The sequence below is a fragment of the Varunaivibrio sulfuroxidans genome (assembly GCF_029318635.1).
GTDB classification, from domain to species: domain Bacteria; phylum Pseudomonadota; class Alphaproteobacteria; order Rhodospirillales; family Magnetovibrionaceae; genus Varunaivibrio; species Varunaivibrio sulfuroxidans.
Genome location: NZ_CP119676.1, coordinates 440,029 through 452,736 on the forward strand (window position 1 = coordinate 440,029; position 12,708 = coordinate 452,736).

A 12,708-nucleotide genomic window follows, 5' to 3' on the forward strand; every position below is an offset into this window, starting at 1 on the left:
CAATGGCGGCAGTCAAAACCGCATTTATCGGCCTGGGCGTCATGGGGTATCCCATGGCGGGACACCTGCGTAAGGCAGGGTATGAGGTCACCGTCTATAACCGCACCGGCGCTAAGGCCGAGCGCTGGGTTGAAGAATATGGGGGAACCCTTGCCGAAACGCCAGAATTGGCGGCCCAAGAGGCGCAATTCGTATTTTGCTGTGTGGGCGACGATCACGACCTCCACGCCGTCACCTTGGGGGAAAGAGGAGCTTTCCACGGCATCGCCAAAGGGGCCATTTTCATCGACAACACCACCGCTTCGGCCGAAATCGCGCGAGCGCTTTACGCCGAGGCCCGCGAACGGGAATTCCACTTCATAGACGCGCCGGTATCCGGCGGCCAGTCCGGCGCCGAAAATGGCGCGTTGACGGTGATGTGCGGCGGCGACGAGGACGCCTTTTCCCAGGCTCGTCCCATCATCGACGTTTTCGCTCGCGCCGTAACGCTCATGGGACCGGTCGGAAGCGGCCAGTTAACCAAAATGGTCAACCAGACCTGTATCGCCGGTTTGGTCCAGGGACTTTCCGAGGCCATTCACTTTTCGCAAAAAGCCGGCCTGGACACGAAGAAGGTGATCGACGTCATTTCCAAAGGCGCGGCGCAATCGTGGCAAATGGAAAACCGTGGGCAAACGATGATCGACGATACGTTCGATTTTGGATTCGCCGTCGATTGGATGCGCAAGGACCTTTCCATCGTTTTGAACGAAGCGCGTAAAAACGGCGCTCAGTTGCCGGTGACGGCGTTGGTCGATCAATTCTATGCCGACATTCAGGCGATTGGAGGCGGGCGCTGGGATACGTCAAGTCTGTTGCGCCGCTTGACACGCGGCACGTAATATCACGACGGCGGCTCGTCTGGATATGAATGGAACCGCCGTCCTGGGAGTCCATGGCGGCGGGCGTTCCTTTTAACGGGTTAATGGTAAAAAACATAATCCAAGGCAAATTGAATTTGCGACATAAGAAGGACCCCCATCCAATAAACATGGTTACGCGTCACGCCTCCGGAAGTTTGACGTTTGCGTAAAAAGCGTTCGGCCAAGGCCATGAAAATCCAAATAAAACCACCCCCCAAGACGGTCACGCGCAGGGTCACATAGAGGTCCATCTCTAACAGGTCCATCACCGTCATCGTCCCCATTCCTAAAATAGGTCAGCATTACTGACTAAAATATTAGGTCAGCAATACTGACTTGTCAAGAAGCGCGCCGAGTTAACGGCGGTTTCGAAAAGGACGGTGACGAGAGGAGACTACATATGAAAAAAGGACGCGAAAGGGGAGTTCCGTCAACGTAACTGCAAGACGGCCTTGGGCGTCGCGGCATTGATGTCGGGGATTTTCCAAATTAACCACTTGGCGCGTTCGCCGGGGATCGTTTTGATCTCGGTTGCGTTCTGGTCGAGGATGCGTGCATCCGTTTTTAGGCGAATTTCGCCTTGCATATTCAGGCCCATCTCAAGAACATGCCGGCGTTCCGCTTTGCTGAGAGACTTTCCTTCCATGACGACAATATCGGATTTTCCGTCAACTTTTTCCAGATACTTCAACTGAAGGATTAGCTCATTCTGGCGTAAAAAAGTGACGGTTTTGGCCTTAAGCAGATCGCCTTTACGTTCCCAGTGCACCTTGAAGGTGCCGTCCCGATAGTATCGAAACCCGCTAGCATTGGGGTCACGCATAATATCCGTTCTGAGAATTTTTACCCTCTCCGCTTCCTGCGCCTTGTCCATCGTTCCCTTGCGCAGGGCGCTGTATGTATTCATATCGACCAGATAACCGTCGAAGATCATCGAATAGTACCCGGCGCGGTCGAGCTGCAATTCACTGTCGAAGCGCGCGGGAAGATAGCATGAAGACACCACGACCAGGGCGCCCAAGGTAACGGCGAGCCGAAGCGCCTTGGCGACGGGGGGAAACAAGGGCGTAAACCGAGGAAAACGGGTGTTATGAATCATCTTCATCGCGTTTTGCGGCTTCCCATAAAGAATCCATTTCAAGGAGCGCGACCTCGCCCAAGGTTTTTCCAGACTTCAGGACCTGAGTTTCCATTGTCCTGAATCTATTGATAAATTTCGCATTGGCTTGGCGTAGTGCCTTTTCCGGGGCAATGTTTAGGTGTCTCGAAAGATTGACGCAACTAAAAAGCAAATCGCCGACCTCGGCTTCAAGCGCCGCGCTAGGGGGGGCGCTTTCGTCTATTTCATCTTTAATTTCGCCAAGTTCCTCATTAATCTTGGCGAAAGCGCCTTCGGCGTTGGGCCAATCGAATCCAACCAGAGCGGCGCGTTTTTGGATTTTTTCGGCGCGGCTCAACGCCGGCAGGGCCAGGGCCAAGTCATCCATGGCGCTTGTCGCCATTTTTCCCGCGCGCTCGCGTTGTTTGTGACCGTCCCAAGCCTGCACCTGTTCTTCACGAGAAGCAATCACATCGTCGGCGAAAACGTGAGGATGGCGTCGGATCATCTTATCGATAATGGCTTGTACAATATCCGAAAATTCGAACAGGCTTTTTTCACGCCCCAACTGGGCGTAAAAAACGACCTGAAATAACAGGTCGCCCAACTCATCCTTGAGATGCGCCATGTCTCCTTTGTCGATGGCGTCGGCGACTTCATAGGCCTCCTCGATGGTGTAGGGAGCTATCGTCGAGAACGTTTGCGCGCAGTCCCACGGGCAGCCGCGCGCGGGATCACGAAGATGGGCCATGATATCGAGAAGCCGCGCAATATTGCCGGGAACATGCCCCGAGCTTGGCGTGTCTCGGGCCTGGTCATCCACGGAAGAGGAGGGGGGCGTATCATCGTCGCTATCCATAAGATACAGAGTATCGAGGTTCGGACGATGATTTCAAGTATCGCTTTTTTTGAGCAGGGTGCGCTCACGATACGTTGATAGGTTCCCATCGTGAAAAAAGGTGTGTAATACAGGGGGCGAGAAGAAACGCGCCATAAACCCGACAAGGGGCGCGTCGATGAGGCCTTCGGCGCGGAACCTTAGATGCTAAAACGGGATTTTGTCGCTCGCGAGAAAGGACAATGCGTGCCCGCTTCGATGTCGTCGCTCCACGGGAAGATAGCGGAGGTCTCCCTATTTTTATGGCCCTGAAACAAAAAATAAAATTTCGTGCCATGGGGCTTTTATTCGTCGTTTTCATAGGAGGATACGGCGGTTTCGGGGCGACGGTTTTTCCGGCTTTTGCCCACCCTCAACAGACGGAACATCAATCCACGGCACAAAAAACCCACATTCGTATCGGCGTTCTCGCCTATCGAGGGGCCGCGCGCGCAACGCGGACATGGACGGCGACAGCGGCGTATCTCGATCATAAACTTCCGGACTTACGATTTAAAATCGTTCCCCTGACCATCGACACGATGAAGGAATCGGTGCGCACCAATAAGGTGGATTTCATCATCACCAATCCGGGGAATTACGTCGAACTCGAAGCGCGCTTTGGAATTTCGCGAATCGCCACACTGCAAAAAGATACGCTCCGTTCGCCCGCGGGGGCGGTGGGGTCCGTGATTTTCACGAAGCGTACCCGCACGGACATTCAGCGGCTTTCCGATCTCAAGGGAAAAGTTTTCGCCGCGATCGCCCCGGAAGCTTTTGGCGGGTTTCAGGTGCCGCTTCGGGAATTTCTCCATCAAGGTATTTCGCCCTATAAGGATTTTGCCCAAATATCCTTTTTGGGGTTTCCAATGGACAACATCGTCTTTGCCGTGCGCGGCGGCGTCGCCGACGCCGGGGTCGTGCGAACATGTTTGCTGGAACACATGGCCGAGGAGGGGAAGATCAATTTCGACAGTTTCAAGATTCTCAATCCACAACACCATCCCGGGTTTCAATGCGCCAGTAGCACGGAACTCTACCCCGACTGGCCCTTCGCCAAAACGAGGAACACCTCTCTAAATCTGGCGAAACGCGTCGCCCAGGCTTTGTTGTCCTTGCCTTCCGATAGCCAAGCCGCGCGTACGGGGAATTACGCAGGGTGGACCGTTCCATTGGATTATCAGCCGGTCCACGATTTGTTCAAGGAACTCAAGATCGGGCCTTACGAATATTTGGGAAAGATATCTCCGATTGATTTGATCGCCCGCTATTGGGAGTGGTTGGTCTTTGTCGCCGCGGCCTTTCTGTGGACCGTTGGCCATGTCGTTCGTTCCGAATATCTGGTTAAAATCCGTACCGGAGAATTAAACGACAGCAATGAACAATTGCAAAAAGAGATGGCCGTCAGGCGCAACGCCGAGGAACAAGACCGTCGCCACGAGGCGGAACTGGAGCACGTTTCGCGTCAGAGCATCATGGGGGAATTGGCTTCTGGTTTGTCTCACGAGGTTATCCAACCGCTGGGCTCGATCGTCAATTACGCCCGGGGCAGCGAATTGCGCGCCAAGTCGGGAACATGTGATCAGGCGCAATTGCTCAAGACCATGCGCCAAATGGCCAGTGAAGCGGAAAGGGCCGCCGAAATCATTCGTCGAATTCGCCGCTTTTTGCAAAAAGACACGGACGAACGCACCGCCTTGGACATTAACGAAACCTTACGCGAGGCCGTCTCCCTGTTTTCGTGGGAGGCTCGCCACAACGACACCCAGGTGGTTTTGGACCTTGATGAAAAAGTCCCCAAGGTTTTCGCCGAGCGAATTCAAATTCAGCAGGTGATCCTGAATTTAATGCGTAATGCCATGGAGGAGATGGTATCGACGAACAGCGCCAAACGAAAACTTGAAGTGTGTACGCAAAATGTCGGGGGCGCCGTAAAAGTTAGTGTTAGGGATTATGGTCCCGGCCTCTCTCGCGAGGCCATAGACCGCATGTTCGAGCCTTTTTACACAACCAAGTCGAATGGAATGGGGCTGGGGTTGTCCATCAGTCGTTCGATCATCGAGGCCCATGAAAGCCAACTGACCGCGCACTCCGAGGACGGCGGGGGAACGGTCTTCTCGTTCGTTTTGGCGTCGGCGAATAAGGATTCCCAAGTCACGGAGAATAGCGATGATAAATAATGCGCACGCCACGGTTTTTATCGTTGATGATAATGAATCCATGCGCAATTCGCTGTGTTATTTGATTGAATCTATGGGATACAAGGTTGTTTCCTTTTCCTCGGCGCATGCCTTTTTGGAAGAAAACTTGGGCGTCGTAACCTTTGAGGGCCCTGTTTGTTTGCTTCTCGACGTGCGCATGCCGGGCATGAGTGGACTCGAATTACAAGAAGAACTTAAAAAATGCAGCGTCGATATTCCCGTGATCTTCATTACAAGTCACGGAGATGTTCCTTCGGCTGTGCGGGCGCTAAAAAACGGGGCTTTCGACTTTATTGAAAAACCTTTTAGCGATCAAATCTTGCTCGATCGCATTCGCGAGGCGTTGCTCGAATACGCCCGCTCGCAAACGCAGCGTGAACGCCAGGGCAAAACCATGGAGCGCTTGCAAAGCCTGACTGCGCGCCAGCGCCAGGTCCTCGACCTCGTCGTCGCGGGAAAGCAAAACAAGGAAATTTCCTATCAACTCGACATCAGCATGAAAACCGTTGAGATGCATCGTCATCACATTATGGAAAAGCTGGATGCGCACTCGGTCGCCGAAATTACCCGCCTGATGTTCGAAGCCGGCGAGCATCCCCCACACAAAGAGGGGTAGGGATAACCCTATAGTAACTGGGGTTATACCCAGTGTCAGAACACCTTCCCCCGGGTGTAATGTATCCACACGATTAAAACGTAATATTTTAGACCTGGAAAAATTCGAAAATTATCCGGGCCGAGAGGGTTTCGATCGTGCACCGCTACCCAATGAACAGGGGCGAAAGCTTATGGATAAGACAAGACGGAATTTTATGAAGGACGCCGGGGTGTTGACCGCCGGCGTCGTCACGGTTTCGCTGGCCAGCAAGGATGCCGCCGCGGAAACTCGGGACACTGGAGGAGACCCCTCCAAACGATGGGCGATGGTCGTCGATCTGCGTAAGTGTATTGCCTGTCAGGCGTGCTCTGTCGCATGCATCATGGAAAACAAGGTGCCTTACGATAACTTCCGCACCATTGTTTCGACCTATGAGGTCAAGGACGGCGACAAGGTGGGTATCTTCATGTTGCCGCGCCTTTGCAATCACTGCGAAGAGCCGGCCTGTATCCCGGTTTGCCCGGTGGGCGCCACATACCAGAAAAAAGACGGTATCGTCGTTGTCGATAATACGCGCTGCGTCGGCTGCGGATATTGCGTACAAGCGTGTCCCTACGACGCCCGCTTTATCAATCCCAAAACGCGGACCGCGGATAAATGCACGTTCTGCACCCACCGACTGGAGGCCGGCCTTCTTCCTGCCTGTGTCGAAACATGCGTTGGCGGCGCGCGCGTCATTGGCGACATTAAGGATCCCAATAGCGAGGCGAGCAAACTTCTGGCCACGAACGAAGTCAAGGTTCTCCGGCCCGAGATGAACACCCAGCCGCATGTCTATTACATTGGCCTCGATAGCCGTTTCCAAGGCAAAGTCGGCGGCGAAGAAGCCCTGTGGCGTCCCGGTCGCGATCATGAGGAGAGCCTACGATGAACACCAATATCATTGAACTCATCAATAACTCTCAGCCGGTGGCGTGGCTGCCCTGGGCGGTCCAGTACTTCTTCTTGATCGGGATCAGCGTCGCGTGTTTTTTCCTTACGGTTCCCGCCTTTGTCTTTGGCCGCACCGATTGGGAGAAGATCAGCCGCATCGCCCTGATCGGCGCCCTGAGCATGGGCGTCGCCGCGCCGATCGCCTTGCTTGCCGATCTTCATCAGCCGGGACGGTTTATGAATTTCTATCTTCACTTCATGCCGGGCTCGTGGATGTCTTGGGGGTCGTTCTTTATTCCCATTTATCTGATTGCGCTGTTCGCCTACGCGTGGACGATTTATCGCCCCGCCTTGGCCGAATTGGGTGAAGGCGACCGCGCGCTGGCGCCGATTTATCGTCTTGTCGCCATGGGTGGGGATCGTACGCCGGGTCTGACCCGCTTGATCGGATTAGCCGCCATTGTGGCCGCTATTTTGGTCTTTACCTACACCGGCGCGGAAGTCGCCGTCGTTCGGGCTCGTCCTTTGTGGAACACACCGCTGTTGCCTTTGCAGTTTATCGCAACGGGCTTCGTCGGCGCGTTGGGGTTAATTCTTTTGCTCAATCGCACCGTGGGGGACAGTGATATGGTCGTCGAGACCAAGACCAATCGGATGCTGGCGATTTTCCTGGCGATTGCGATGATTATCGGGTTCGTTTGGTTCGCCTTGGGTATTTTCGGCATCAGTTCCGTCATCGCCACCGCGCTGAGCAGCGTTTCCGGGTCGGCGGCATGGCGTGAAACCGTCGTTTGGGCTATCGCGGCCACGGCCATACCCTTCCTGATCGCCGTAATTCGCCCGCAAGGCAGCGGCTGGGTAACCGGATTGATCGCGCTTCATGTCGCATGGATATTCCGCTGGGCTGTCTTCATCGGCGGTCAAGGCGTGCCGAAAACCGGGGCTGGCCTATATTCGTTCGCCCTGCCCAATGGTCCGGAAGGTCTCTTGGGGATTATCGGCACTGCGGGTCTTTGGTTTTTCCTGATCATCGTTATCACGAGCTTCGTGCCGTGGCGGAAAGATGATTCGGGAACGCCGTCTGCAAACGCTTAAACGCATACAAGAAATTCAAAGGAGTTTGAGCTATGAAGTTTTCACGTCGTAATCTCTTAAAAACGACCGTGGCGGGTGGCGGCCTTGCGGTGTTCGCCGCGGGGTATTCCGAAACCGGAAAAAATTTGGCCCACGGTTATTGGGCCGGTGAAAAGCCGAAAGATGGCATCTATGGCGATGCCCCGAAACCCGAGTTCTCCGTCGATCAAAAAACCGGCGAACTGACCGTCAATCCCGAACAGCAGGTGTCTTACACCCAATGCCTCGGGTGCACGACGCAGTGTGGCGTTCGGGTGCGTATCGACAAGAAGACCCAGACGGTCATCCGCGTTGCCGGAAGCCCGTTCAGCCCGTTGTCCACGGATCCGTGGCTACCGTACGAAACCTCCGTTCGTGACAGCTTCGTCGCCCTCAGCCATCGCAACGAGGACGGTCTTAAATACCGTTCCACCGCGTGTGGCCGTGGCAACGCGGTCTTGGAGAAATTGACGTCGCCGTTTCGGATAACGACGCCGATGAAACGCGTCGGGCCGCGCAATAGCGGCAAGTGGCAGCCGATTTCGTTTGAACAGTTGGTCAACGAAATCGTCGAGGGAGGCGATCTGTTCGGTGAGGGTAAGGTAGAAGGTCTACGTTCACTGCGTGATCTGAAAACCCCGATCGACCCCGACAAGCCCTGGCTCGGCCCTAAGGCCAATCAGGTCGGCGTTCTTGATCCTATGAACAATGGCCGACGCTCCCTGGCGCAACGGTTCATGAAAAAAGCCTTCGGCAGCATGAACTATGCTGGACATGGTTCGTATTGTGGGCTGGCCTATCGTGCGGGCTCCGGTGCGATGTTTGGCAATAACAAAAAAAATCCCCACGCCAAACCCGATTTCGACAATGCCGAATTCATCATTTTCATCGGGACGGCGCCATCCAACGCGGGGAACCCCTTTAAGCGCCAAGGCATGCAGATCGCCAGGGCGCGCAGCGATGGGAAATTGGATTACGTCGTCATCGATCCCGTGGTTTCCCACGCGACCACGAAGGCGTCGGCGGACCGAGAACGCTGGGTTCCGATCAAGCCGGGCACCGACGGCGCCTTGATGATGGGGATGATCCGCTGGATCATCGAACACGAGCGCTATGACGATAAATTTCTGACCCAACCCAACCTAAAGGCCGCCGAGGCGGCGGGGGAGGTCAGCTGGAGCAACGCCACCCACTTGGTGATCCGTCAGGAGGGGCATCCCCGGGATGGAAGGTTCCTCCGCGGTTCGGATATCGGCCTCGATATCCCGGCTGACGCCGTTTACGGAAAAAAAGACCCCTATGTGGTCCTCGATCGCGATAGCGGTAAAATGCTTCCGCACAGCAAGGCCACGGGTCCCGCGCGCCTGTTTTTCGACGGCGAATTGGAGATCAAGGGACAGAAGGTGTCGGTAAAGACATCGATGTCGATCCTGCACGACAATGCCTTCCAAATGGAATTGGCCGATTATTCCAAGATTTGCGAGGTCCCCGTCGATATTATTGCGGGATTGGCGTCCAAATTCACAAGCCACGGTAAACGCGCCGCGATGAACTCCCACGGCGGTATGATGTCGGCCAGCGGATTTTACAACGCCTACTCCGTGGTTATGTTAAATACCCTGATTGGCAACCTGAACTGGAAGGGCGGCACCCTGTTCCACGGGGGGAAATATCCCGACGCGGGCAAGGGGCCACGCTATAATTTGGCGACGTTCCCGGGCATGGTGAAGCCCAAGGGCGCTCCAATCACCCGCAATAAGCCGTACGAAAAAACGGGTGAATTCAACGCCAACAAAGCCAAAGGTAACGCGTATCCTTCTAAGCACCCTTGGTACCCTAACTCGCCGGGATTGGTAACCGAATGGATGACCGCGATGTTCAACGGCGATCCGTATCCAATGAAGGCGTTGTTTGTTCTGGGCGCCAATCCTGTATACGGAATCCCTGGTTTGCGTGGGCAAATCGCCGATAAATTGGCCGACCCCAAGCAATTGCCTTTGCTCGTATCGGTCGATCCGTTCATTAACGAAACCGGCGCATATGCCGATTACATCGTCCCCGATACTTTTATGTACGAAGCCTGGGGATGGACGGCGCCGTGGAACGATGTGCCAACGAAAACCACGACTGCGCGGTGGCCGGTGATGGAGCCTAGGACCGAAAAGACGGCCGATGGCCAGCCGATTACGATGGAAACCTTCTTTATCGCCGTAGCCAAAAAAATGAACCTTCCGGGATTTGGCGAAGGGGCGATTACCGATAAAGCTGGGAACGCTTACCCCCTGAACACAGCGGAGGATTATTACCTGCGTGGTGGCGCCAACGTGGCGTACATGGGCAACCCCGTGCCCGACGCAAGCGATGATGATATCGCCCTATCCGGCGTTTCACGTATTTCCTCCGTCTTGCAAAAAACTTTGAAGCCGGATGAATGGCGGAAGGTCGCCTATGTTTATGCCAGGGGCGGGCGCTACCAAAACTACGACGAAAGATTTGTTGGCGAAGTTGCCAGGAACCGTTTCAAAAACCAGATGTATGTCTACAACGAATACATCGGCACTTCGCGTAGCAGCATGACCGGCAAACGCCATAATGGTTCGCCGTATTGGTCGGAACCGGTCTTCAGCGATGGAACGCCGGTGGATAAAATCTACCCCAAGACGGAGTGGCCGTTTAAACTGATCAGCTTCAAATCGCCCTTGCAAAATAGCTATAGTCTGGGGGCGCGGAGTTTGCGTCAAATCCATCCCGAGAACCAAATCATTATCGGGGCCGTGGATGCCCAAGGGCTTAACCTGCAATCGGGCGACAAGGTACGGATCAGCACCCCGGGCGGTAGCCGCGAAGCAACCGTCTCCGTGCGTCATGGCGTACATAAGGGCGTATTGGCGATTGAACACGGTTTCGGCCACAGGGAACTGGGGGCGCGCCCGCATTTAATCGGCAATAAAATGCAGCCCAATGAACCTGAACTAAAGGCGGGAATTAACCTCAACGATTTGGGCATCCCTGATCCCACGCTCAAAGGCGCGTCGGTGTTTGTCGATCCGGTGGTCGGTTCGGGCGTCCGCCAAGGGCTTCCCGCTAAGATCGAACGCGTATAGCCCATCCTCTCAAAACGATCGAAAGGGGCGCTCTTCTTAAGAGCGCCCCTTTTTATTGTGATGGCGCCGGCGCGCCTATTCGCAAAATACATCCATTTCCAGATGTTGATCGCGGTCAACCCGTACTCCACGAACGCGGCTTGATCATTCCCGCGATCTTGCAGGCTTGTTGAACGTAGCCATAGGGGAAAAGTTCAAATAGACGATTTCGGGGGGCTCCGATTTTTTTCATGAACAATCCGACATCTCGCCCACTGGGGGCGACACCGTGCTCGGTGTACCAGTCACGCATAAAACGCAAAACCGTCCAGTGCTCTTCGGTAAGCTCAATGCCTTCGTCTTCGGCCAAGGCCGCCGCTACATCTTCTGTCCAATCGTTGGGATTAATGAGGTAACCTTCGTCCCCGAACGCAACGTTCATTTCCGACGTTTGCTGCATTATCCGATACTCCTGTATGTTCATTCAACGTCTTATATTTGCCCTGAATTTTATATAGGTATTTGTTATATATGATATTATGCTTGCTGATTTTTTAAAATGCTACAGTTTCTTGAGTATTCAGGTCAGATATTCCGGCGCAAAAGCGCGCGTTTACGCCTCCTTCACGCCCGCGAAGGCGCGTAAACTCGGGGACTTCCGCGGATGGCGCCCTTTTGTCGCGAGGGATCGCTTTTTTGCTAATCGACAGTAGTACGAAGGTTTTTCCCGAAACTTGAGGGCAAGGGAAATTCGATCCAAAAGGTGCTCCCGGAGTTTTCTTCGCTTTTAAAGGCGATTGAGCCGCCCAGGCGTTCGACAAGTTTTTTAGTGATATCCAGCCCCAGGCCGAGCCCTTCGACAACGCTTCTCTCGTGCCCCAATCTTTTATATCGCCCGAAGACATGCGCGTGCTTTTCCTGGGCAATGCCGACGCCGGTGTCTTCCACGGAAATGCGAACACAAGGCGCGGAACTTCGCCCAGCAACGACTTCGTCCGTGATGATGACCCGACCGCCTTCTTTATTGTATTTAATAGCGTTCGACAACAAATTGACCAGGATTTGTTTCAAGCGTAGCGGGTCGCCCCAAATTTCAACGGGATGCCGAGGATGATTTTCGATGAGGGTGATGCCGCGGGAGCGCGCCAGGCCTCTGACCAAGGTCAAGGACCTCCCGATGATATCCTCAAGATTTACGGATGTGAAATTCATGGTGACTTCGCCGGCTTCAATCTTGGAAAGCTCCAGCAATTGATTGATCAGACCCAGCAAGTGCTCTGCGCTTTCCAGAATGTCGTTTAGATATTCCTCTTGCACGGCGCTTAATGGAGCGTCGGGTAAATGCCCCAGCAATCCGGCGTACCCTATGATGGCGTTCATGGGCGTGCGCAATTCGTGCGACATGTTGGCGAGAAAATCGGTTTTAGCTTGGTTCGCTTCTTCGGCCTGACGTTGCGATTCAATCGCCATGATATGCGCCTTGCGACTTTCGGTGACGTCTTGAGCCGTCCCGACGGCGCCCCGGAAGGCGCCGGTTTTGGTGTCGAACTGGGGAATCGCACTCAAGAGAAAATCGCGATTTTCTCCATTTTTAGCGCGGATCGAAAATGGTAATGCGCGAAAAGGGTGCTGCCAATCGATTGCGTGAGGAGGAAAAACAGGGCTGTCGGCGTACCCGGAGACGGCCAGGCTATCCATTTTTTTTCCGACCAACTCAAGGGGATGAATCCCGAGAACATCGATACACTTATCGGAAACATAGACCAATTTCCCCTCATGGTCGGTTTCCCATATCCACTCGGAGATCAGTCGGGTTAGGTCCTCCAAACGGCGCACGGCGAAATTCGCCCGTTCAATAGGCGTCCCCTTAAACCTCACCCAATTTCTTTGCGGGTGGTTGAA

11 protein-coding genes are annotated in these 12,708 nt (G+C 54.3%); 6 read left to right on the forward strand and 5 right to left on the reverse strand.

What is annotated here, in order from left to right:
• The first annotated feature begins 2 nt into the window (after positions 1-2).
• A complete protein-coding gene (locus tag P3M64_RS01955; protein ID WP_132939518.1) occupies positions 3-881 on the forward strand; it encodes an NAD(P)-dependent oxidoreductase in 879 nt (292 codons plus the stop codon).
• 80 nt (positions 882-961) lie between these two features.
• Here the strand turns inward: P3M64_RS01955 and P3M64_RS01960 are convergent, their stop codons facing one another.
• The 3 genes from P3M64_RS01960 to mazG all read right to left on the reverse strand — a co-directional run bounded on the left by P3M64_RS01960 (position 962) and on the right by mazG (position 2,860).
• Positions 962-1,177 carry a hypothetical protein gene (locus tag P3M64_RS01960; protein ID WP_132939517.1) on the reverse strand — a complete coding sequence of 72 codons (216 nt, stop codon included), beginning with the start codon at positions 1,175-1,177 and terminating at the stop codon, positions 962-964.
• Positions 1,178-1,332: 155 nt separating this feature from the next.
• On the reverse strand, positions 1,333-2,001 hold the full coding sequence (locus P3M64_RS01965; protein ID WP_132939516.1) for a hypothetical protein: 669 nt from the start codon (positions 1,999-2,001) through the stop codon (positions 1,333-1,335).
• Positions 1,991-2,860 carry a nucleoside triphosphate pyrophosphohydrolase gene (mazG, locus tag P3M64_RS01970; RefSeq protein WP_132939515.1) on the reverse strand — a complete coding sequence of 290 codons (870 nt, stop codon included), beginning with the start codon at positions 2,858-2,860 and terminating at the stop codon, positions 1,991-1,993. Before mazG ends, P3M64_RS01965 begins: the two co-directional genes overlap by 11 nt.
• A gap of 314 nt (positions 2,861-3,174) precedes the next feature.
• On the opposite strand from mazG, the gene P3M64_RS01975 reads away from it, so the two are divergent.
• The 5 genes from P3M64_RS01975 (at position 3,175) to P3M64_RS01995 (ending at position 10,827) form a co-directional block, all read left to right on the forward strand.
• Positions 3,175-5,058, forward strand: coding sequence for a sensor histidine kinase (locus P3M64_RS01975; protein ID WP_276157053.1), 1,884 nt, complete (start codon positions 3,175-3,177; stop codon positions 5,056-5,058).
• Positions 5,048-5,695, forward strand: a complete 648-nt coding sequence (locus P3M64_RS01980) for a response regulator transcription factor (RefSeq protein ID WP_132939513.1) — start codon at positions 5,048-5,050, stop codon at positions 5,693-5,695. Before P3M64_RS01975 ends, P3M64_RS01980 begins: the two co-directional genes overlap by 11 nt.
• Before the next feature lie 172 nt (positions 5,696-5,867).
• On the forward strand, positions 5,868-6,608 hold the full coding sequence (dsrO, locus tag P3M64_RS01985; protein WP_132939512.1) for a sulfate reduction electron transfer complex DsrMKJOP subunit DsrO: 741 nt from the start codon (positions 5,868-5,870) through the stop codon (positions 6,606-6,608).
• Positions 6,605-7,705 carry an NrfD/PsrC family molybdoenzyme membrane anchor subunit gene (nrfD, locus tag P3M64_RS01990; RefSeq protein ID WP_132939511.1) on the forward strand — a complete coding sequence of 367 codons (1,101 nt, stop codon included), beginning with the start codon at positions 6,605-6,607 and terminating at the stop codon, positions 7,703-7,705. Before dsrO ends, nrfD begins: the two co-directional genes overlap by 4 nt.
• A gap of 32 nt (positions 7,706-7,737) precedes the next feature.
• Entirely contained in the window at positions 7,738-10,827 is a 3,090-nt protein-coding gene (locus P3M64_RS01995) for a molybdopterin-dependent oxidoreductase (protein WP_132939510.1), read from the forward strand.
• A gap of 115 nt (positions 10,828-10,942) precedes the next feature.
• On the opposite strand, the gene P3M64_RS02000 is transcribed toward P3M64_RS01995, so the two are convergent.
• Both P3M64_RS02000 and P3M64_RS02005 read right to left on the reverse strand, forming a co-directional pair.
• On the reverse strand, positions 10,943-11,266 hold the full coding sequence (locus P3M64_RS02000; protein ID WP_207893188.1) for a TusE/DsrC/DsvC family sulfur relay protein: 324 nt from the start codon (positions 11,264-11,266) through the stop codon (positions 10,943-10,945).
• Between the two features lie 239 nt (positions 11,267-11,505).
• A complete protein-coding gene (locus P3M64_RS02005; RefSeq protein ID WP_165886353.1) occupies positions 11,506-12,684 on the reverse strand; it encodes a PAS domain-containing sensor histidine kinase in 1,179 nt (392 codons plus the stop codon).
• Between the last annotated feature and the right edge of the window lie 24 nt (positions 12,685-12,708).

Bases quoted from the DNA above. Each gene is read 5' to 3' on its own strand.
- P3M64_RS01955 (WP_132939518.1), top strand. From the start codon at position 3: ATGGCGGCAGTCAAAACCGCATTTATCGGCCTGGGCGTCATGGGGTAT.
- P3M64_RS01960 (WP_132939517.1), bottom strand. From the start codon at position 1,177: ATGACGGTGATGGACCTGTTAGAGATGGACCTCTATGTGACCCTGCGC.
- P3M64_RS01965 (WP_132939516.1), bottom strand. From the start codon at position 2,001: ATGATTCATAACACCCGTTTTCCTCGGTTTACGCCCTTGTTTCCCCCC.
- mazG (WP_132939515.1), bottom strand. From the start codon at position 2,860: ATGGATAGCGACGATGATACGCCCCCCTCCTCTTCCGTGGATGACCAG.
- P3M64_RS01975 (WP_276157053.1), top strand. From the start codon at position 3,175: ATGGGGCTTTTATTCGTCGTTTTCATAGGAGGATACGGCGGTTTCGGG.
- P3M64_RS01980 (WP_132939513.1), top strand. From the start codon at position 5,048: ATGATAAATAATGCGCACGCCACGGTTTTTATCGTTGATGATAATGAA.
- dsrO (WP_132939512.1), top strand. From the start codon at position 5,868: ATGGATAAGACAAGACGGAATTTTATGAAGGACGCCGGGGTGTTGACC.
- nrfD (WP_132939511.1), top strand. From the start codon at position 6,605: ATGAACACCAATATCATTGAACTCATCAATAACTCTCAGCCGGTGGCG.
- P3M64_RS01995 (WP_132939510.1), top strand. From the start codon at position 7,738: ATGAAGTTTTCACGTCGTAATCTCTTAAAAACGACCGTGGCGGGTGGC.
- P3M64_RS02000 (WP_207893188.1), bottom strand. From the start codon at position 11,266: ATGCAGCAAACGTCGGAAATGAACGTTGCGTTCGGGGACGAAGGTTAC.